This window comes from Piscinibacter gummiphilus (assembly GCF_002116905.1).
In the GTDB taxonomy this organism is placed as follows: Bacteria; Pseudomonadota; Gammaproteobacteria; order Burkholderiales; family Burkholderiaceae_C; genus Rhizobacter; species Rhizobacter gummiphilus.
In genome coordinates this window covers 1,556,648-1,575,974 of sequence record NZ_CP015118.1, presented here as the reverse complement: position 1 = coordinate 1,575,974, position 19,327 = coordinate 1,556,648, and the positions used below count along the sequence as shown (strand labels likewise).

The 19,327-nt window shown below is 70.1% G+C and carries 17 protein-coding genes; 6 read left to right on the top strand and 11 right to left on the bottom strand.

Annotation, left to right across the window (positions count from 1 at the left end):
• Window positions 1-93: 93 nt before the first annotated feature.
• Together A4W93_RS07120 and A4W93_RS07115 are read left to right on the top strand one after the other, a co-directional pair.
• A complete protein-coding gene (locus A4W93_RS07120; protein ID WP_085754069.1) occupies window positions 94-843 on the top strand; it encodes an electron transfer flavoprotein subunit beta/FixA family protein in 750 nt (249 codons plus the stop codon).
• An 18-nt stretch (window positions 844-861) separates the two neighbouring features.
• Window positions 862-1,794: an electron transfer flavoprotein subunit alpha/FixB family protein gene (locus tag A4W93_RS07115; protein ID WP_085749951.1), complete on the top strand. Its 933-nt coding sequence runs from the start codon at window positions 862-864 to the stop codon at window positions 1,792-1,794.
• On the opposite strand, the gene A4W93_RS07110 is transcribed toward A4W93_RS07115, so the two are convergent.
• From A4W93_RS07110 to A4W93_RS07095, 4 genes are all read right to left on the bottom strand, one after another.
• Window positions 1,781-2,353 carry a restriction endonuclease gene (locus A4W93_RS07110; RefSeq protein WP_085749950.1) on the bottom strand — a complete coding sequence of 191 codons (573 nt, stop codon included), beginning with the start codon at window positions 2,351-2,353 and terminating at the stop codon, window positions 1,781-1,783. The two genes, A4W93_RS07115 and A4W93_RS07110, sit on opposite strands and share 14 nt — an antisense overlap.
• Before the next feature lie 27 nt (window positions 2,354-2,380).
• Entirely contained in the window at window positions 2,381-3,493 is a 1,113-nt protein-coding gene (locus A4W93_RS07105; RefSeq protein ID WP_085754068.1) for a 3-deoxy-7-phosphoheptulonate synthase, read from the bottom strand.
• A 41-nt stretch (window positions 3,494-3,534) separates the two neighbouring features.
• A complete protein-coding gene (locus A4W93_RS07100; RefSeq protein WP_085749949.1) occupies window positions 3,535-5,556 on the bottom strand; it encodes a DEAD/DEAH box helicase in 2,022 nt (673 codons plus the stop codon).
• A gap of 64 nt (window positions 5,557-5,620) precedes the next feature.
• Entirely contained in the window at window positions 5,621-6,412 is a 792-nt protein-coding gene (locus tag A4W93_RS07095; RefSeq protein ID WP_085749948.1) for a MetQ/NlpA family ABC transporter substrate-binding protein, read from the bottom strand.
• A gap of 176 nt (window positions 6,413-6,588) precedes the next feature.
• Between A4W93_RS07095 and A4W93_RS07090 the strand changes: the two genes are divergently transcribed.
• Both A4W93_RS07090 and A4W93_RS07085 read left to right on the top strand, forming a co-directional pair.
• Window positions 6,589-7,449 carry a CHAD domain-containing protein gene (locus tag A4W93_RS07090; protein ID WP_085749947.1) on the top strand — a complete coding sequence of 287 codons (861 nt, stop codon included), beginning with the start codon at window positions 6,589-6,591 and terminating at the stop codon, window positions 7,447-7,449.
• A gap of 30 nt (window positions 7,450-7,479) precedes the next feature.
• Complete coding sequence (locus A4W93_RS07085; RefSeq protein ID WP_085749946.1) at window positions 7,480-9,906, top strand: DUF3772 domain-containing protein; 2,427 nt, start codon at window positions 7,480-7,482, stop codon at window positions 9,904-9,906.
• A 15-nt stretch (window positions 9,907-9,921) separates the two neighbouring features.
• Here the strand turns inward: A4W93_RS07085 and A4W93_RS29555 are convergent, their stop codons facing one another.
• From A4W93_RS29555 to A4W93_RS07050, 6 genes are all read right to left on the bottom strand, one after another.
• On the bottom strand, window positions 9,922-10,770 hold the full coding sequence (locus tag A4W93_RS29555; protein ID WP_099959869.1) for a hypothetical protein: 849 nt from the start codon (window positions 10,768-10,770) through the stop codon (window positions 9,922-9,924).
• 213 nt (window positions 10,771-10,983) lie between these two features.
• A complete protein-coding gene (locus A4W93_RS07070; protein WP_085749943.1) occupies window positions 10,984-11,754 on the bottom strand; it encodes an HpcH/HpaI aldolase family protein in 771 nt (256 codons plus the stop codon).
• A 22-nt stretch (window positions 11,755-11,776) separates the two neighbouring features.
• Window positions 11,777-13,066 (bottom strand): TRAP transporter large permease, encoded by a 1,290-nt coding sequence (locus tag A4W93_RS07065; RefSeq protein ID WP_085749942.1) that lies wholly within the window; start codon window positions 13,064-13,066, stop codon window positions 11,777-11,779.
• Window positions 13,067-13,074: 8 nt separating this feature from the next.
• Entirely contained in the window at window positions 13,075-13,644 is a 570-nt protein-coding gene (locus A4W93_RS07060; RefSeq protein WP_320409215.1) for a TRAP transporter small permease, read from the bottom strand.
• A gap of 2 nt (window positions 13,645-13,646) precedes the next feature.
• Window positions 13,647-14,606, bottom strand: a complete 960-nt coding sequence (locus A4W93_RS07055) for a TRAP transporter substrate-binding protein (RefSeq protein ID WP_085749941.1) — start codon at window positions 14,604-14,606, stop codon at window positions 13,647-13,649.
• A gap of 38 nt (window positions 14,607-14,644) precedes the next feature.
• Window positions 14,645-15,919, bottom strand: a complete 1,275-nt coding sequence (locus A4W93_RS07050; protein ID WP_085749940.1) for a glucarate dehydratase family protein — start codon at window positions 15,917-15,919, stop codon at window positions 14,645-14,647.
• Between the two features lie 105 nt (window positions 15,920-16,024).
• On the opposite strand from A4W93_RS07050, the gene A4W93_RS07045 reads away from it, so the two are divergent.
• Window positions 16,025-16,717, top strand: coding sequence for a GntR family transcriptional regulator (locus A4W93_RS07045; protein WP_085749939.1), 693 nt, complete (start codon window positions 16,025-16,027; stop codon window positions 16,715-16,717).
• A 27-nt stretch (window positions 16,718-16,744) separates the two neighbouring features.
• Here the strand turns inward: A4W93_RS07045 and A4W93_RS07040 are convergent, their stop codons facing one another.
• Window positions 16,745-17,740, bottom strand: a complete 996-nt coding sequence (locus tag A4W93_RS07040; RefSeq protein ID WP_237357719.1) for an OmpA family protein — start codon at window positions 17,738-17,740, stop codon at window positions 16,745-16,747.
• Window positions 17,741-17,846: 106 nt separating this feature from the next.
• Here A4W93_RS07040 and A4W93_RS07035 point away from each other — a divergent pair, with 106 nt between their 5' ends.
• Window positions 17,847-19,325 (top strand): alpha/beta hydrolase, encoded by a 1,479-nt coding sequence (locus A4W93_RS07035; RefSeq protein WP_085749938.1) that lies wholly within the window; start codon window positions 17,847-17,849, stop codon window positions 19,323-19,325.
• Window positions 19,326-19,327: the final 2 nt, after the last annotated feature.

Here is a 19,327-nt window from a genome sequence, read left to right as displayed (position 1 = left end):
TGCTCGCCCGCACCTTGTGAATCGTCAGAAACGACGATCCCCGGACAGCCGCGCCCCACCCACACTTGATGCAATGCAACAAGGAGGTGTGTGGTGAAGGTTCTGGTCGCGGTGAAACGGGTGGTGGACTACAACGTGAAGGTTCGCGTGAAGAGCGACGGCACGGGGGTGGACCTCTTGAACGTGAAGATGAGCATGAACCCGTTCGACGAGATCGCCGTCGAAGAGGCGGTGCGGCTGAAGGAGAAGGGTGTGGTCACGGAAGTGATCGCCGTCTCGTGCGGCCCCACGCAAGCGCAGGAAACCCTGCGCACGGCGATGGCCATCGGTGCCGACCGCGCCATCCTGGTCGAGAGCACGGACGAGCTGCAGCCGCTGGCCGTGGCCAAGCTGCTCAAGGCGCTGGTGGACAAGGAACAGCCGTCGCTCGTGATCCTGGGCAAGCAGGCCATCGACGACGACAACAACCAGACGGGCCAGATGCTGGCGGCGCTCGCGGGCCTGCCGCAGGCGACGTTCGCCAGCAAGGTGGAACTGGCTGCCGATGGTGCCTCGGTCACGCGTGAAGTCGACGGGGGTCTGGAGACGCTCAAGCTCACGCTGCCGGCGGTCGTGACGACCGACCTGCGCCTGAACGAGCCGCGCTACGTGACGCTGCCGAACATCATGAAGGCGAAGAAGAAGCCGCTGGAAGTGGTGAAGCCGTCCGACCTGGGGGTGGACGTGGCCCCGCGCATCAAGACGCTGAAGGTCAGCGAGCCGCCGAAGCGGTCGGCTGGCATCAAGGTGCCGGATGTCGCCACGCTGGTCGACAAGCTGAAGAACACCGCCAAGGTCCTCTGATCCCAGGAGCACAAGAACATGACCGCACTCGTCATCGCCGAACACGACAACCAATCCATCAAGGGCGCCACCCTGAACACCGTGACCGCCGCCGCCCAGCTGGGTGGTGACGTGCACGTCCTGGTCGCCGGCTCGAACGCCGCCGACGCCGCCAAGGCCGCATCGCAGATCGCCGGCGTGGCCAAGGTGATCCACGCCGACGCCGCCGGCTTCGAGCACGGCCTCGCCGAAAACGTCGCCGCGCAAGTCATCGCGCTGGCCGGTTCGTACAGCCACATCGTCTTCCCGGCCACGGCCTCGGGCAAGAACGTCGCTCCGCGCGTTGCGGCCCTGCTCGACGTCGGCCAGGTGAGCGACATCACGAAGGTGGTGAGCCCCGACACGTTCGAGCGCCTGATCTACGCCGGCAACGCCATCGCCACCGTGCAGAGCAGCGACAAGGTCAAGGTGATCACCGTGCGTTCGACGGGCTTCGATGCCGCGGCCGCCACGGGTGGCAGCGCCGCCGTCGAGGCCGCCACGGCCACGGCCGACAGCGGCAAGTCGAGCTTCGTGGGCAGCGAGATCGCCAGGAACGACCGCCCCGAACTGACCGCCGCGAAGATCATCGTGTCCGGTGGCCGAGCGCTCGGCAGCGCGACCCAGTTCAACGAAGTGCTGACCCCGCTGGCCGACAAGCTCGGCGCCGCACTCGGCGCGAGCCGCGCCGCGGTCGACGCGGGCTATGCCCCGAACGACTGGCAGGTGGGCCAGACCGGCAAGATCGTCGCGCCGCAGCTCTACATCGCGGCCGGCATCTCCGGGGCCATCCAGCACCTGGCCGGCATGAAGGACTCCAAGGTGATCGTCGCGATCAACAAGGACCCCGAAGCGCCGATCTTCAGCGTGGCCGACTACGGCCTGGAGGCCGACCTGTTCGCCGCGGTGCCGGAACTGGTCAGGACTTTGTGAGCGGCAGGCCGCGCAGCGCGTACGCGAGTTCCGGCGCCTGCCAGACCGACACGCGCTGTTCGGTGGCGTACGGCACGGCGTTGTCGCTGAGGACCCCGAGGCCGATGTAGAGCGCGTCCTCGACCTCGTTCTGGTCGCGTGCGGTGTGCAGTGCCTTCAGGGCTTCCAGCCCGGTGCGCGCCGACTTCCAGCGCCGTGCGCTCACCAGCATGCGGCGCCCGCGGCGTTCCAGTTCGAAGTCGTACGCGTCGGCCTGCCGGCGCTGCACCGCGTAGCCGTCGCGCACGAACGACTGCTCCAGCAGGGCCGAGAACGCCGGCCACGCCATCGCGGACACCGCCTGCCGCGTCTGCTCGATGCGGGCCGCGCCGGGACGATCCCACTGGCGGCGCAGCGCGATGACCGCGATCACGAGGAACGGCAGGCTCGTCAGTGCGACGGGAATGCGGAACGGGTCCGGCAGCAGGCCCAGGCCCACGGCCATGAACGCCCCCGCGACGACGAGGCTGATCCACCACGGCGAACGCAGCAGGATCGCGAAGAGCGAGTTCTTCGCCATTTGGAACTTCAAGGGAGTCTCCGAAGGTCAGGTGGACTGGCGGCGCTGGCGCACGGCCTCGGCCAGGCGGAGCAGCAGCGGTTCGGTCTGTGCCCAGCCGATGCAGCCGTCGGTGATGGACACACCCCGCGCGAGCGGCACGCCCGGCTTCAACGCCTGCTGGCCTTCCTCGAGGTGGCTCTCGATCATCAGGCCCATCACGCGGCGTTCGCCGGCGGCCAGGCGTCCGGCGATGTCGTCCGCGACCTCGATCTGCCGGGCGTACTGCTTCGCCGAGTTGGCGTGCGAGCAGTCGATCATCACACGTTCGATCACACCCGCCTTCTTCAGCGACACACACGCCGCGTCGACGTCGGCCGCGCTGTAGTTCGGTCCCTTCGAGCCGCCCCGCAGGATGACGTGGGCGTCCTCGTTGCCCGCGGTGTCGAAGATGGCGGCCTGCCCCATCTTGGTCATGCCCATGAACGAATGCGGTGAACGGGACGCGACGAGTGCGTCGGTGGCCACCTGCATGCTGCCGTCGGTGCCGTTCTTGAAGCCCACCACGCAGCTCAGGCCGGACGCCAGCTGGCGGTGGCTCGGGCTTTCGGTGGTGCGCGCGCCGATGGCGCCCCAGCTGACGAGGTCCGCGATGTACTGCGGGCTCAGCAGGTCGAGGAACTCGGTGGCGCTGGGCAGACCCTTGCGGGCGATGTCGAGCAGCAGTTCGCGCGCGAGCCGCAGGCCCTCGTTGATGCGGAAGCTGCCGTCGAGCCGCGGGTCGTTGATGTAGCCCTTCCAGCCGACGGTGGTGCGTGGCTTCTCGAAGTACACGCGCATCACGAGCAGCAGGTCCTCGCCGACGCGGTCGGCGAACGCGCGTAGGCGGTCTGCGTATTCGAGCGCCTGCTCGCGGTCGTGGATGGAGCACGGCCCCACGACGACCAGCAGGCGGTCGTCGCGCCCGTGCAGCACGTCGGCGATGGCGGTGCGGCTGCGTTCGACGAAGGCCTGCGTGGCGGCATCGGCCGGCAGGTCGTACTGCAGCAGTGCGGCGGAGATGAGCGGGCGGATCTCACGGATCCGCACGTCGTCGAGGCGGGTGGCCTGGGGAGTTTCCTCGTTGGGTTCGACAACCCGCGGATGCTGGCCGATGGTCATGGCGATGTCCTGCAAGGCCCCGGGATCGGGGCGACTGCGGATTATCTCGCGGCCGGGTCCACCGCCCGCGCCCGCCAGAACGCCACGTCGATCGCCACGCGCGCGCCCGACCGTTCGTTGACGACCCAGAGCTGCTGCCCATCCGGGCTCACGGCGTCCGCCTCGCCCACGAGCCGACCCGCCACCACGCGTCGGCCCACGGCGTTCGCCGGGAAGCCGGCGTCGCGCGCCAGATCGAGCAGCGGCACGGCCTCCCGGGTGTCGCCGGCGAGCCGCAGCCGCTGCACGATGGGCGCGAGCAGCGGGTTCGTGGCATCGCCCGCCGACAGGTAGACCACCACCTTGGCCTGCGCGCGGCTGAGCGCCACGTTGACGAGGCGACGTGCCTCCTCGGTCTGCAGGAAGGGCTGGGTGCCGTCGGCCGGGTCGAACAGCACGACCGGCGCCTCGCTGCCCTGCGCGCGGTGCACGGTGCTGACCTTCACCGACTCGGGCACGCCCCGCGCGCGCAGCCGCTGGCGGATCAGCGCCCGCTGCGCACGGAACGGCGTGAGCACGATCACCTCGTCGGGCGACCACTCGCCGCTCTCCAGCGCGGTGGCCACGGCGTCGGCGATGGCGTCCGCCGACTCGCGCCGCACCGGCCCGCGTTCGGTGGCCGACCAGGCTCCGTCGCGCTTCATGCGTTGCACGGACACCGGTGTGTCGGCATCGATGCCGGCGAAGGCGCGGCGGCGCGCCGCCGTCCACGCGGGCGATGCCAGCGCATCGGTGGCCACGCGCAGCGCGCCGTCGTAGAACAGGTCGCTCACGAGGTCGCTGATGGGCGCGGCCATGCGCGACTGCTCGTCGAGCAACACCACCGAAGGCCCGCGCACCGGCTTCTCGGCGAACGCCGAGCGGCCGAGCCAGCGGCGCGCGAGGCGGTCGGGGGACCGCTGCACCGGCGACAGCTGCAACGGGTCGCCCGCGAACAGGCACGCCCGGCCGAGCGGCATCAGCACGAGCGCATGCGCGAGGCTCACCTGGCTCGCTTCGTCGAACACCACGAGGTCGAACGGCGGTTCGCCGTCGGGGGCGAGCTGCCGCAGCGTCTTCAGCGTGAAGGCGGCACGCGTGGTCGTCATGCTGGCCAGCCGGCACTGCTGCAGCACCGCCAGCGACGCGGCGCGCAGCTCGTCGCGCAGCGCGGCCACCCGGTCGGACCACAGCTTGAGCGCCGCCGTGTCACGGGGCGACGGCCGCGCGGCCTCGGCCCGGGCGAGCCGTGTGATGACCCCGCCGTCGTCCCCGGGGATCAGGTGCTCCCGGCCGGCATAGGCGGCCGCATGGAAGCGGGCGCCGAGGCGGCGCACGGCGCCGCGGCAATGCTCGCGGCGGCCCTTCTCCAGCGCCTTGTCGACGGCGATGGTGGCCAGGTCCACCGCCTGGTTGGTGGTGGACAGCAGCAGCACCCGCGCCGCGGGCCGGGTGTCGAGGTATTCGGCCAGCAGCACGCCCAGCGTGGTGGTCTTGCCCGTGCCGGGCGGGCCCCACAGGAACGCGCTGCCGTGGTCGACGAGGGACAGCGCCGCGCGCTGGGCGGGACGCAGCCAGCGGAACGGGGCGCCGGTGAGCGTCGGGCCACCGGCCACCGCTTGCGGCGCCGCCAGGTCGGGGAGACACGCCCAGGCGCGTTCGGCCCACGCGGTGTCCCACCAGGCCTCGGCCACGGCGTTCAGGAACCGCGTGGGGTACAGGCGGATGAGGAAGTCGGGCCCCGGCGGCGGGCCGCTCGCGTTCTGCAGCACCAGCTGGTCGTCCTCGGGCACCACGGCGAGCACGCTGGCGCCGCCGCGGGCGGGCGACCCCCACCAGGCGGACGCACCGTCGAGGCTGTCGTCGAGCAGGGCCTGGGCCGACGCCTGGCCGGGCCGCTGGCCTTCCGCGTAGACGTAGCCGGGCTCCAGCGTCACGCGCCAGAGCACACCGTCCCGTTCGGAACGCAGCACCTTGAAATCGTAGAACTCGGGCGTGGCCGCGAGTTCGGCGTCGATCGCCGCGCGCAGGTCGGCGAGGCTCATCGCCAGGGGTAAAGGAAGAACATGGGGGCGGGAGCTTACCCCGTCCGCCCCCCGGCCGCCCGTGTCAGAACGCGGGAACGACCGCGCCCTTGTACTTCTCCTCGATGAACTTCTTCACCTCCGGCGTGTGCAGCACCGCGATCAGCTTCTTCAACGCCGGGCTGGCCGCGTTGTCGTTGCGTGCGGCCAGCAGGTTCGCGTACGGCGAGTCGGCGCCCTCGATGAACAGCGCGTCGCGCGTGGGCACGAGCTTGGCCTCCAGCGCGTAGTTCGTGTTGATCAGCGCCAGGTCGACGTCGGGCAGTGCACGCGGCAGCTGCGCGGCCTCCAGTTCGCGGAAGACGAGCTTCTTCGGGTTCTCGGCGATGTCGCGCGCGGTCGACAGGATCTTCGACGGATCCTTCAGCTTGATCAGGCCCTGCTTCTGCAGCAGCACGAGCGCACGGCCCGTGTTGGACGGGTCGTTCGGGATCGCGATGGTGGCGCCTACCGGCAGGTCGGCCACGCGCTGGATCTTCTTCGAGTAGGCGCCGAACGGTTCGACGTGGACCAGGCCATCGGGCACGGCCACGATGCTCGTCTTGCGGTCGCGGTTGAACGCATCGAGGTACGGTTGGTGCTGGAAGAAGTTCGCGTCGACGAGCTTGTCGGCCACGGCGATGTTGGGCTGCACGTAGTCGGTGAACACCTTGACCTCGAGGTCCACACCCTGGGCCTTGAGCTTCGGCTTCACGAACTCGAGGATCTCGGCGTGGGGCACGGGGGACGCGGCGACGCGCAGGGTGTCCTGCGCGGAGGCCGCGACAGGCACGGCGAAGGCGGCGAGCACGGAGAGGAGGGGGAGCAGTTGGCGCATGGGATCCTGGTGAAGCAGTCGATGGGTGCCACGTTAAGGCGAGGACCGCGCCGCACCAACTGACATTCCGGCACGTGCTCATGCGCGGAACGATGGAAGGGAGACGCCGGAATCGTTCGTTGCCTCCGCACGGAATCCGTTAAGGTGGCCCGTGTGTGGTCCAGGAGTTCCCCACCATGACAGACACCCCCGTGCCGGCGGATCCCCGGCGCTTCGTCCAGCAGGCCGTCGCGGCCTGCCTCGACCCGGTCCTGCGCAACGCCCGCGAACTGTCGGCCGGCAGCCAGGACCCCGAGCACGTGCACCAGCTGCGCGTCGGGCTGCGCCGCCTGCGCACCGCGCTGCGCGAGCTGCCGGAGTTCAATGCGCGGCTCGACCCCGGCTGGGAGCCGGTGCTGGCCCACACCTTCCGCGAACTGGGCAAACACCGCGACCAGACGCTGCTCGCATCGAAGACCGGGCAGGCACTGTGGCGGGCCGGGGCACCCGGGCTCGAGGCGGACGCGGTGGGTGCCCGGTCGCCCTCCCCCGCATCGCTGGCGCGCGCCCGTCCTCTGCAGCAAGCGCTGAAGGCCTTGAGCCTCTTCACCGTGGAGCCGCCCGGCCCGGACGCCGACGCCTTCGACGGCGACACCCTCGACGCGGTGGGCGTGCGCCTGGACAAGCTGCACCGCCAGGTCCGCAAGAGCGCGACACGTTTCGCGGAGATGCCCGCCGAGGAACAGCACGCGGTCCGCAAGCGGCTCAAGCGCCTGCGCTACCTCGCGGAGTTCATCGCGCCGGCCTACCGGGGGGCGAAGGTGTCCGCGTACTTCGATGCGCTGAAGCCCGCGCAGGACGCGCTGGGTGAACACAACGACGAGGCCACGGCCCTCGACCACTTCCGCGCCCGGGCCCCCCGCCACCCCGAGGCCTGGTTCGCGGTGGGCTGGCTCACGGCGCGCCAGCCGGTGTCGGCGCACGTCGCGGCCAAGGCCCTTCGGCGTGCCGGCAAGGCAGAGCCCTTCTGGCACGGGCGGCCGAAGACGCCGCGCTGACCCACCCGGTGACGGGGGTACGATCGCCCGATGCTCCCGCCCACGACACCTCCCCGCCCGGTGCGCCGCACCGGCCTGTCGTTCGTCCGCGCCTGGCTGATCGCGTGGTGCGTGCTGCTCGCGCTGCCCGCCCCCGGGTTCGCGCAGGCGCCCCCACCGCCCGAACCCGCGGTGTTGCTGGACACCGCCCGCAAGGAGATGGAGGCCATCCGCAGCATCCAGGTCGAGACGCTGGACGACGCCGGCATGCAGGCCCTCGGCAAGCGGGTGGAGTCGGTGCAGACGCAGGCGAACAATGCGGCCACGGCCTTCGCACCGGAACTCGCCGACGTGAAGGCCCGGCTCGCCGAACTGGGCACGCCGGCCGACGGGGTGAAGGAATCGCCGGACATCGCCGCGCACCGGGCGCAGCTGATGCGGCAGGTGTCCACGCTCGACTCGCAGATCAAGCTGGCGCGGCTGCTCGCGGTAGAAGCCGAGCAGGCGGCGGCGACCGCCACGGCGCTGCGCCGGTCCCAGTTCAGTGCGAAGCTGGGCGAACGGTCGCCCGCGATCCTCGGGCCCACGTTCTGGAAGGAACTGGGCGACGACCTGCCGGCCGAGTTGCGGCGGTTCGAGCGCTGGCGCACCAGCCTGTCCGGGGCGCTGGGGTCCGTGCCGGCGGGCCGCTGGCTGGCCGTCGCCGCCGCGGTCGCGGTGCTGCTGGGGCTGGGCGTCGCGTGCCAGCGGCTGCTGCTGCACCTCAGCGCCACCCGCGTGCCGGCCGGCCGCCTGCGGCGGTCGCTGCATGCCGTGGGCGTCGTGGCCGCGTGGACGTTGGCGCCGGGCCTCGCCGCCCACGTGATCGCCCTCGCGCTGGAGTCCGGCGACACGTTGACCATGGCGGACGCCCGGCTGGTCTCCGGCATGGAGGCCATCGTGTGGTTCGGCGGTTTCACCGCGGGCCTGGGCATCGCCCTGCTGTCGTCCGGCAAACCCTCGTGGCGGCTGCCGCCGATCCCGGACCGCACGGCCAGCCGCCTGCGCTGGTTCCCGCTGGCCTTCGGTGCGCTGATCGTGCTGGCCGGGTTCACCACGCGCCTCGTGGTCGCGGTGGGCCCGGGCGCAATGGCCTCGTCGGGCATCCATGCGCTCGCCTCGCTGACCTTCATCCTGTTCCTGGCCGTCGCCCTGCGGCGCGTCCGCCCGCGCCCGGCCGAGGCCGCCGCATCCGACGCACCGCCCGAGCCCTCCCCGCCGCTGTGGATGCAGACGGTACGCACGGTCGCCTGGATCGTGCTGGGCGCCGCGGTGATCGCGCTGCTGTCGGGCCACGTCGCGCTGGGCACCTTCGTGGTCAACCAGCTCGTGTGGGGCCTCATCGTCCTGGCCACGGCCTACCTGCTGGCCGTGCTGGTCGACGACCTCTTCATGACCCTGCTCGCGCCCACCGAGTCCCCGCACGGCCAGCCGGCCGAGGGCTCGGCCGCGCCACCGCGCACGCGCGAGCAGACCGCCGTGCTGCTGTCGGGCATGAGCCGCATCGTGATCGGGCTCTTCGCGCTGGTCCTGCTGCTCGCCCCGTACGGCGAAGGCCCGCTCGAACTGCTGCGCCGGGCCGACCACCTCAACGACGGGCTGAGCATCGGCGAGATCAGCATCAAGCCCGCCGCGCTGCTGCAGGGCGTGCTGGTCCTCGTCGTCGGGTTCATCGCGGTTCGGATGCTGAAGGACTGGCTGGGCAAGCGCTACATGCCCACCACCCGCATGGACGCGGGCATGCGCCTGTCGGTGACCACGCTGTTCGGCTACGCGGGTGCGGTGGCCGTGATCGCGCTCGCGATGTCGGCCGTCGGCGTGGGCCTCGAACGCGTGGCGTGGGTGGCCAGCGCGCTGTCGGTGGGCATCGGCTTCGGCCTGCAGGCGGTGGTGCAGAACTTCGTGTCCGGCCTGATCCTGCTCGCCGAGCGGCCGGTGAAGGTGGGCGACTGGGTGTCGCTGTCGGGCGTCGAGGGCGACATCCGCCGCATCAACGTGCGCGCCACCGAGATCCAGATGGGCGACCGCTCGACCGTCATCGTGCCGAACTCCGAGTTCATCACGAAGATCGTGCGCAACGTCACCTACACCGACCCGCTGGGCATGGTGCAGATCAAGCTGCCGATGCCGCTGTCGACCGACACGCAGAAGGCGCGCGAGGTGCTGCTGACGGCCTTCCAGTCCCACCCCGGTGTACTGCCCTCGCCCGCGCCGAACGTGCAGCTCGACGGCATCGACGGCACGAACCTCGTGTTCAACGCCAGCGGCTTCGTCAGTTCACCGCGTGCAGCCTACGGCGTGCGCAGCGACCTGCTGTTCGACGTGCTGGAACGGTTGCGGGAGGCGGGGTTGTCGTTGGGCAAGCCGCCGACGATGCTGGTGTCGCAGCCGGTGGAGTCGGTGGGCACCGTGCCCCCGCCGCCCGCGGCTCCGGCTTGAGCCCGAGGCCAACGGTCAACCGGCGCCGAACAGGTCCAGCGGCAGACACTCCGTGTTCACGTCGACCACCATGCCACGGTGGCGCGCGAGGAGGCACAGTGCGACGGCCCAGACGTCGATGACGAGGCGGTTCTCGTCGAAGCAGGCGTCCAGCAGCGGGCGCTGTTTCGTGGACGGGTCGGCCGCCCGGGCGAGGAAGCGGCTTTCGTGGGCCGCCATCTCCTTCGCGAACCCGGCCTCGTCGCGGTGCACGATCAGGTCCATGGCCACGTCGTGGTGGAAGTGCCGCAGGAAGTAGGGATCCGAGACCCGGTCCCGCGCGAACCGCGCTCGCAGCCGACCGAGGGCGATGCCATCGTCGGTGACCGCCGCGGCGGCCATCCTCGCCTCCTCGTCGTGCACGCCTCCGCTGTCGGCCTCTCCGCCCTCCTCCCTCACGGCCGCGCTGCAGGAGGCCTTCGACACCTGGTCGGCGAGGGGCCAGTCGCCCAGCAGCATCGCGGCGAGGATAGCCGGGGTGAATGTGCTGGCGAGCACAAAGGGATCGGTCGCGCTCCGGTCACTCGCGCGGAGTTCCACCGCCGCGATCAGGAGGGCGATGTACGGCCGGCACCGCTCGAGTTCCGCACGGACCGTCCCGCGCCCATCCGGCGCCCGCGCCTGCAAGGCGACCCGCTCGAGAACGCATCCCAAGACGGTGCGGACGTTCCGGGCCATGAGGGCGAACTGCCGGCCCTCCCGGTTCGGTCCGATGGCCTGCCGACAGATCTCGATCTGGTCGTCGGCGTCCTGCAGCAGGAACCCGACCGGATCCTGCTGGAAGGTCACGCGCTTGTCCTTCTTGCCCCACCCGAAGAGGTTCATGCATCGCCCTTGCCGGAATGTCCACGGCGAGGTACAGCCCCGAGACACCTCGCCCGGGCTCATTGTGCTGCAACGGGCCCCGGCGTTCGCCGGGGTGACGATGATTCGGGTTTCGTCATCGATCTCGTCTGCACGCGCCGATCGAGTCGCTTGCGCCACTGTCGGCCCAGCGCGCACTGTTCTTCTGCCTCGCCGCCGTTCTCCGGACTTCTTTCAGCGCCCCAGCCCCGCCTGCATCCGATCCACCACCTGCCGCGCCCCCGCCGCCATCAGCCGCGCGTCCGACCCCACCGTGACGAACTGGAACCCCTTGGCGATGCGCGCGAGCGCCGCCTCGGTGGTGCCGTTGTGGATGCCGGCCACCACGCCGTGGTGTTTCGCCCGCGCGAGGATGTGGTCGATGGCCTCGGCCGCCTTCGGGTCCACGTCGTCGAACACCGGGCGGCAGCCGAGCGCGAGCGACAGGTCGGACGGGCCCACGTAGATGGCATCCAGCCCCTCGACGGACAGGATGTCGTCGAGGTGATCCAGCGCCGCCGCGGTCTCGATCATCGCGAACGTGACGATGGTGTCGTTCGCGTGCGCCGCGTAGTCGGGCCCGCCGTACAGCGACGCGCGCACCGGCCCGAAGCTGCGCGTGCCGCGCGGCGCGTAGTGGGTGTACGCGACGAGGCGCTGCGCGTCCTCGCGCGTGTTGACCATCGGGCAGATCACGCCGTAGGCGCCCGCGTCCAGCACCTTCATCAGGATGCCGGCCTCGAGCCACGGCACGCGCACCACCGGTACCGTGGGGGTGGTGGAGATGGCCTGCAGCATCGGCACCATCGTGGCGTAGTCGACCATGCCGTGTTGCAGGTCGATGGTCAGCGAGTCCCAGCCCTGGTGGGCCATGGTCTCGGCCGAAAAGCTGTTGGGAATGGCGAGCCAGCCGTTCACGGCGGCACCGCCGGTGCGCCAGAGTTCACGAAGGCGATTGGGTCTCATCGTCGGCTCCTGGAAAGAGGGGTCACTTGAAGAGCGAGGGCAGCCACAGCGAGAACGCCGGCACGTAGGTGACGAGCATCAGGCACAGGCCGAGGGCGCTGTAGAACGGCAGGATGGACTTCATGACCTGCCCCACCGAGATGCCTCCGATGGCGCAGCCCACGAACTGCGTCACCCCGACGGGCGGCGTGTTCAGCCCGAGCGCGCAGTTGATCAGCATCACGATGCCGAACTGGGCCGGGTCCATGCCGTAGTGCATCGCGATGGGCAGGAAGATCGGCGTGCACACGAGGATGGTCGCCGCCATGTCGAGGAAGGTGCCCAGCAGGAACAGCAGCAGGTTGATCAGGAAGAAGATCACGAGCGGGTTGTCCGACACCATCTGCATCAGCGCGCCGGTCTTCTGCGGCACCTCGTACAGCGCCATGAAGTAGCCGAAGGCGGACGAGATGCCGATCAGCAGCAGCACCACGCCGGTGGTCTTGCACGCCTTCGCGCAGGCCTTCAGGAAGTGCGGCCAGTCCAGCGAGCGGTACACGATGGCGGTGACCAGCAGTGCCCAGAACACCGCGGTGGCCGCGGACTCGGTGGCTGTGAACACGCCGGACAGGATGCCCACCAGGATGATCACGACGATCAGCAGGCCGGGCAGCGCCCCGAGGAACGCGCGCAGCACCTCGCCCCAGCCGGGGAAGGCGCCACGGGTCGCGTAGCCGCGCTTGACCGCCACGTAGTACGCCGCGCCCAGGTTGCACAACGTCAGCAGCAGCGCCGGGACGATGGCCGCGAGGATCAGGCTCAGCACGCTCACCGACGCGATGCCGGTGGTGGCCAGCGTGAAGATGATCAGGTTGTGCGAGGTGGGCATCAGCACGCCCACCAGCGCCGAGTGGGTGGTGACGTTGACGGCGTAGTCGGCGTCGTACCCCTCCTTCTTCATCAGCGGGATCATCACGGACCCCATCGCGGACACGTCGGCCAGCGCCGAGCCCGCCACGCCGCCGAACAGTGTGCAGCCCACCACATTGCTCATGCCGAGGCCGCCGCGCACGTGGCCCACGAGGGCGTTGGCGAAGCGCACGATGCGGTCGGCGATGCCGCCGTACAGCATCAGCTCGCCCGCGAAGACGAAGAACGGGATCGCGAGGAACGAGAACACCTGCATGCCCCCCACCATCTTCTGCACGACGACGGGCACCGGCACGCCGGCGTAGAGCACGGTGGCGACCGACGCGAGGCCGATCGAGAAGGCGACCGGCACGCCGATCACCAGCAGCAGGAGGAAGCTCAGCGAGAGAACGGCCAGTTCCATGGAGTCTTTCAGTGCCACGCAGGGACGATGTCCTCGCCGCGCAGCAGCGCGAGGATGTGTTCGATCGAGAACATCACGACAAGCGTCCCAGCGATCACGAGCGACAGGTAGTCGATGCCCACGGGCATGCCGAGCATCGGGTCGAGTTCGCCCCACTTGAGGCGCGTCCACAGCCAGCTGCTGTGCACCAGGATGCCGCCGAAGAGGCCCACCAGCGCGTGGATGAGCACCTCGACGCGCAGGCGCCAGCGGTCGGGCAACAGGGTCACGAGCGATTCGAGCCCGATGTGGCCCGCGTCGCGCACGCCCACCGCCACGCCGAACGCGGTGACGTACAGCACCAACTGCAGCGCGAGCGCCTCGGTCCACGTGGGCGTGTCGTTGAAGACGTAGCGCCCGATCACCTGGGCCTGCACGCTCAGGATGATGCCGCCGAGCCCGAGGACGGCCAGCACGAGGCACGCCTTGCTCAACCGCGCGCACAGGCGGTTGTACGGGTGGTCCGCCGCGGGCCGCGCCGGGCCCGCGTCGATGGCCGGCGCGACCGGCGACAGCGCCGCCGAGTCGGTCGCGTCCACGATCACTTGGACTCCTGCACGGCCTTCACGAGCCGCTGCAGGTCGGGCGTCGTGATGAACTTCGCGTACACCGGCGCCATGGCCGCCTTGAACGCGGCCTTGTCGACGTCGTCCACGAACTGCGAGCCGGACTTGCGCACGATGTCGAGCGCCTTGGCCTCCTGCTCGTCCCACTTCTGGCGCTGGAACTGCACCGAGGCCTTGGCGGTGGACCGGAAGAGTTCCTGGTCGGCCGCGGACATGCGGTCGAACACCGCCTTCGAGATCAGCAGCACCTCGGGCGCCATCGAGTGTTCGGTGCGCGAGTAGACCTTCACGGCCTCGTAGTGCTTGAAGCCCTCGTACGACGGCACGTTGTTCTCGGCCGCGTCGATCAGGCCCGTCTTCAGCGCGGTGTAGACCTCGCCGGTGGGCATCGGCGTGGCGTTGGCGCCCATCGCGGCGGCCACGGCCACCCACAGGTCGGACGGCTGCACGCGGATCTTCAGGCCCTTCGCGTCGGCCAGGCTGCGCACCGGCTTCTTCGCGTAGATGGAGCGCGAGCCGCTGTCGTAGAACGCGAGGCCCACGAGGCCCTGCGACTCGCAGCCCTTGAGGATCTCCTCGCCGATGGGGCCATCGAGCTTCTTGCGCATGTGCGCGGTGGAGTCGAAGAGGAACGGCATGGTGGGCACGAGGCTCTTCGGACAGATGGCGTTCAGCGTGCTGATGTTCACGCGGTTCATCTCGAGCGCGCCGATCTTCACCTGATCGAGCGTTTCCTTCTCGTTGCCGAGCGCGCTCTTGTTGAAGACCTTGATCTTGTAGCGGCCGCTGCTGCGCTTGTCGAGCTGCTCGCTCATGTACCGCACCGCGGCGACGGTGGGGTAGTCGTCGCTGTTGTGGACGTCGGCCGAGCGGAACTCGGCGGCCTGGGCGCCACAGGCGGCGGCCAGCAGGATCGGCAGGAGCAGGGTTTTCATCGAAGGTCTCCGGTGGGGGAAGGCGTCGGGCACGGCGTTCAGAACCGGGGCTGCCGGCCGGTGAACCCGGGGTCGTACTTGCGCATCTGGCTCAGGTCGTCGCGGTTGCGCACGCCGCAGCGACGGTATTGCTCGTGGAGTTCGGCAAGGCGCTCGCGGTCCAGCGTCACGCCAAGCCCCGGCGTCGTGGGCACGCGCACCGCGCCGTCCTCGAACGGCACGCGGCCGCCGGCGATCACCTCTTCTTCCTGCCACGGGTAGTGCGTGTCGCAGGCGTAGGTGAGGTTCGGCACGGCGGCGGCCACGTGGGTCATCGCCATCAGGCTGATGCCCAGGTGCGAGTTCGAATGCATCGACAGGCCCAGGTCCCACAGGCGGCACATGCGGGCGAGGGTCTGCGTCACGCGCAGGCCGCCCCAGTAGTGGTGGTCGGACAGCAGCACCTTCACGGCCCCGGTGTCGGCGCCCTTGCGGAAGTCGTCGAGCGTGGTGATCACCATGTTGGTCGCGAGCGGCAACTTCGTGTGGCGGGCGAGTTCCGCCATGCCCGCGAGGCCGGGGCACGGGTCCTCGTAGTACTCCAGCACGTCGTCGAGTTGTTCGGCCGCCGCGATGCTCGTCGCGAGGGACCAGTTCGCGTTGGGGTCGAGCCGCAGCGGCACACCGGGGAACGCGGCGTGCAGCGCGCGCATGCAGGCGATCTCGTGGGCAGGTTCGAACACGCCGCCCTTGAGCTTGATGCTGCGAAAGCCGTAGAGCGAGATCATGCGGCGGGCCTGGGCCACGACCTGCTCGGGCGACAGGCCCTCGCCCCACGCGTCGGGCGCGTAGGGGCGCTCGATGTGTTCGGCGTGCTTGAAGAAGAGGTAGGCGCTGTACGGCACGGTGTCGCGCACGCGCCCGCCGAGCAGGTCGACGATGGGCGCGCCGAGCATCTGCCCCTGCAGGTCCAGCATCGCCACCTCGAAGGTGCTGGCCACCTTCGCCGCGTTCTTCGCGCTGTGCGAGCCGGGCGCCAGTTCGAACTCCACCGCACCGGCGACCGGATGGATGGCGGCGCGCACGCGCTCCTCCATCGTGTTGAGGTCGAACGGGGACAACCCGAGCACCAGCCCCTGCGCCTCGGCCAGCACCCGCAGCATCGGCTCGTCGCCGTAGGTTTCGGAGATGCCGACGCGGCCGTCGCTGGTCTCCAGCTCGACGATGGCGCGCAGCGCCCAGGGCTCGTGGATGCCCGCGGCATTGAGCAGCGGGCCGTCGCGGAACGCGATGGGGGTCACGCGGACCCGGGTGAGGGTGACGTCACGGGGCATGGGGGCTTTCTGTTCGTCCGGATGCGGGAAATCCGGGGGCTGGCCGCAAGTAAAGCACTAATACATTAGTGCGTCACTAGGGAAAATGCTCCCTACAATCAACCCATGAGAACGAAAGAACCCGACGCCCTCGACCGCTCGCGCCATGCCGCGCCGCAGGTGTTCGAGCGCCTGCGCGAGATGATCGTCACGCTCGAACTCGCGCCGGCCACGGTGCTGTCCCGCACCGAACTCGCGAGCCGCTACGGCCTGAGCCAGACCCCGGTGCGCGACGCGCTGATGAAGCTGGGCGAGGAAGGCCTCGTCGACATCTTCCCGCAACACGCCACGCTCGTGAGCCGCATCAACCTGAAGTCGGCCACGCAGGCGCACTTCCTGCGCCGGTCGGTGGAACTGGAGGTGGTGCGGGTGCTGGCCGAACAGGGCGACGCCGAACTCGTCGCGCACCTGCGCGCCACCATCGAGTCGCAGCGCAAGGTCTGCGACCTGAAGGACTACCCGAAATTCCTGAAGCTCGACCAGGCCTTCCACCAGCAGATGTACGAGGCGGCAGGGGTGTCGGAGCTGTGGGACCTGGTGCGGCGGGTCAGCGGGCACATCGACCGGCTGAGGCACCTGCACCTGCCGGTGGAGGGGAAGACGCTCGCGGTGGTGAAGGACCACGAGGGCATCGTCGATGCGATCGCGGCGCGGGATCCGGAGGCCGCGCGTGCCGCGTTGAACGATCACCTCTCAGGCACCCTTGCCCGCATCGACGAGGTGCGGCGGCGGCATCCGGAGTACGTGACGGAGGGGTGACCGCCGCTCCTTGCGAACAGCGGTTCGCTACTGCTTCACCAACTCCACCCGCCGGTTCTTCTCCCGCCCCGCATCGCTGTCGTTGGTGGCCACCGGCGCCAGCGACGCGACGCCCTTCGCGAACAGCCGCTTCGGGTCGACCTTGTACTGGGCCTCGAGCGCCTTGACGACCGCCTCCGCGCGCCGCTGCGACAGGTCGAGGTTCGCCGGCAGGTTCCCCTGGCTGTCGGTGTGCCCCACGATGTAGACCTTCAGCGCCGGCTGGTTCTTCAGCAGCTTGGCCATCTCGTCGAGCGCGGCGGTGGACTGAGGCTTCACGTCCGACTTGCCGGTGTCGAAGTACACCCCGTAGACGGCGACCTTGCCGTCGGTGGCGATGCCCTTGGCCATGGTCTCGGCGCTCAGGTTCGCGGTGACCTTGCCGGATTCGAGCTTCTCGCTCTCGACCAGTTCGACGTAGACGCCGCCGTTCTGCTGCTCCACCGCGTCAACGACGTACACGGCCGCGTAGACGCTGGACCCGTCGGGGCGCTTGCCCTGGGCCAGCACGTACCGCTCGTTCTTTCTCCCGTAGTTGAAGGGCGACCAGTAGGTGGTGTCCGGGAAGATCGCGGTGCCGATGCGCTGCAGCATCATGTCGCCGAACTCCGCGCCACAGGTCTCCTTCCCGCAGGCGTACAGCACCGTCATGCCCGCCTGCTTCAGTGCCGCCTCGTAGTTGCGCATGACCTCGATCGACCCGCGCTGCGGCGAGTAGTTGTAGGCGAGGCGTGTGTAGCGGCCCTCCAGCGGCAGCCACTTGTCCGGCGTGCGCGCACCGTTGTCGACGACCTGACCCATCACGAGCTTCACGTCGGTGTAGGCCTTCGTGTCGTAGCCCACGAGCTTCGCGCCCTCGAAGCGCGACAGCAGCGGGTGGTCCTTGCCGCCCTTGACCGTGTCCTGCGCGGGCATGGCCGCACCCGCGATGCCAGCCGCGGCCAGCAGGCCCGCGGCGGCGATCCACATGCACTTCTTCAGCATCTTCCCGGCTCCCTGTTCGATGGCCGGAAATTCTAGGGAGCGGAAGCGCCACGATGCGACCTCAACCTAGGGGGGGCGGCGATTGCCGGTACAGTCGGCAGCGGTCATGTCCTCCACCACACCTCCCCCTCGTCACCGGCTGGTGCGGGCCGCGCGGCTCGCGCTGCTCGTCACGGCCGTGATCGTGGCCACCATCTTCGCGGTCCGCGCATGGGACGCGTGGCGCAGCCGGCCGCTGTCGCCGTGGCACACGCACGTGCCCCACGAGTTGCGTGCCGCCGAACTCGATTCGGCCGACTGGGCTGCGTACCTCGCGGCGGAAGCCACCGTGTTCGCCGACGTGGAGAAGGAGGTGACCGCGGCCCTCGCACCGGAGGACCAGCTGCCCTCGAACCGCTACAGCGCGTCGAGCCCGCTGCACCCCGCCCGCTTCGCGCAGGACTGGAACCGGTCCTACGTGCTCGAACCCGCCGGCCCGCCGTCGGGTGTGGTCGTGCTGCTGCACGGGCTGACCGACTCGCCCTACAGCCTGCGCCACATCGCCCGGCACTACCAGGCCCGCGGCTGGACCGCGGTGGCGCCACGGATGCCGGGCCACGGCACGGTGCCCGCCGGCCTGACCGACGTCGACTGGGAGGACTGGGCCGCGGCCACGCGGCTGGCCGTGCGCGAGGCGCGGCGGCGCGTGCCCGCCCCGGCGCCGCTGCACCTCGTGGGCTTCTCCAACGGCGGCACGCTCGCGATGAACCACACGCTGGACGCACTCGGTGATTCAAAGCTCGGTCGCCCCGACCGTGTGGTGCTGCTGTCGCCGATGATCGGTGTCACGAGCCTCGCGCGGTTCGCCGGCGTGCTCGGATGGCCTGCAGTGTTCCCGGCCTTCGCCAACGCCGCGTGGCTCGACGTGCTCCCCGAGTTCAACCCGTTCAAGTACAACTCGTTCCCCGTGCACGCGGCACGCGAGTCGTCGCTGTTCTCGCGCGCGCTGCAGCAGGCCATCCAGCGCGAGGCCCGCAGCGGCCGCATCGCCGCGATGCCGCCGGTGCTCACGTTCCAGTCGGTGCTGGACTACACGGTGAGTGCACCCGCGGTCGTCACGGCCTTCTACGCCCACCTGCCGGCGAACGGCAGCGAACTGGTGCTCTTCGACTACAACCACAACGCCGACCTCGGCCCGCTGATGCGCCCGGGGAGCAACGCCCTGGCCAGCCGCCTGCTGCCGCCCGCGCCGCGGCGCTTCCACACGGCGGTGATCACCAACGCGGGCACGCGCTCGCTGGAAGTCACCGAACGGCGCACGGACGCCGGCACCACGGCCGAGACGCCGCACGAGCTGGGCCTCACCTATCCGCGCGACGTGTTCTCGCTGTCGCACGTGGCCCTGCCCTTCCCGCCCAGCGATTCGCTGTACGGCTCGGCCCCCACGTCCGACGAGTCCTTCGGCGCCCACCTCGGCGCGATGGCCGTGCGGGGTGAACGGGCCGCGCTCGTGGTCAACGGCGAAGCGCTCGTGCGCATGTCGTCGAACCCGTTCTTTCCGTATGTGCTGCGGCGGATCGACGAGGGGATCGCTCGGCCGAAGTAGGG

Coding starts and splice junctions, on each gene's coding strand:
- A4W93_RS07115 (WP_085749951.1), top strand. CDS start 862: ATGACCGCACTCGTCATCGCCGAACACGACAACCAATCCATCAAGGGC.
- A4W93_RS07110 (WP_085749950.1), bottom strand. CDS start 2,353: ATGGCGAAGAACTCGCTCTTCGCGATCCTGCTGCGTTCGCCGTGGTGG.
- A4W93_RS07105 (WP_085754068.1), bottom strand. CDS start 3,493: ATGACCATCGGCCAGCATCCGCGGGTTGTCGAACCCAACGAGGAAACT.
- A4W93_RS07100 (WP_085749949.1), bottom strand. CDS start 5,556: ATGAGCCTCGCCGACCTGCGCGCGGCGATCGACGCCGAACTCGCGGCC.
- A4W93_RS07095 (WP_085749948.1), bottom strand. CDS start 6,412: ATGCGCCAACTGCTCCCCCTCCTCTCCGTGCTCGCCGCCTTCGCCGTG.
- A4W93_RS07090 (WP_085749947.1), top strand. CDS start 6,589: ATGACAGACACCCCCGTGCCGGCGGATCCCCGGCGCTTCGTCCAGCAG.
- A4W93_RS07085 (WP_085749946.1), top strand. CDS start 7,480: ATGCTCCCGCCCACGACACCTCCCCGCCCGGTGCGCCGCACCGGCCTG.
- A4W93_RS29555 (WP_099959869.1), bottom strand. CDS start 10,770: ATGAACCTCTTCGGGTGGGGCAAGAAGGACAAGCGCGTGACCTTCCAG.
- A4W93_RS07070 (WP_085749943.1), bottom strand. CDS start 11,754: ATGAGACCCAATCGCCTTCGTGAACTCTGGCGCACCGGCGGTGCCGCC.
- A4W93_RS07065 (WP_085749942.1), bottom strand. CDS start 13,066: ATGGAACTGGCCGTTCTCTCGCTGAGCTTCCTCCTGCTGCTGGTGATC.
- A4W93_RS07055 (WP_085749941.1), bottom strand. CDS start 14,606: ATGAAAACCCTGCTCCTGCCGATCCTGCTGGCCGCCGCCTGTGGCGCC.
- A4W93_RS07050 (WP_085749940.1), bottom strand. CDS start 15,919: ATGCCCCGTGACGTCACCCTCACCCGGGTCCGCGTGACCCCCATCGCG.
- A4W93_RS07045 (WP_085749939.1), top strand. CDS start 16,025: ATGAGAACGAAAGAACCCGACGCCCTCGACCGCTCGCGCCATGCCGCG.
- A4W93_RS07040 (WP_237357719.1), bottom strand. CDS start 17,740: ATGCTGAAGAAGTGCATGTGGATCGCCGCCGCGGGCCTGCTGGCCGCG.
- A4W93_RS07035 (WP_085749938.1), top strand. CDS start 17,847: ATGTCCTCCACCACACCTCCCCCTCGTCACCGGCTGGTGCGGGCCGCG.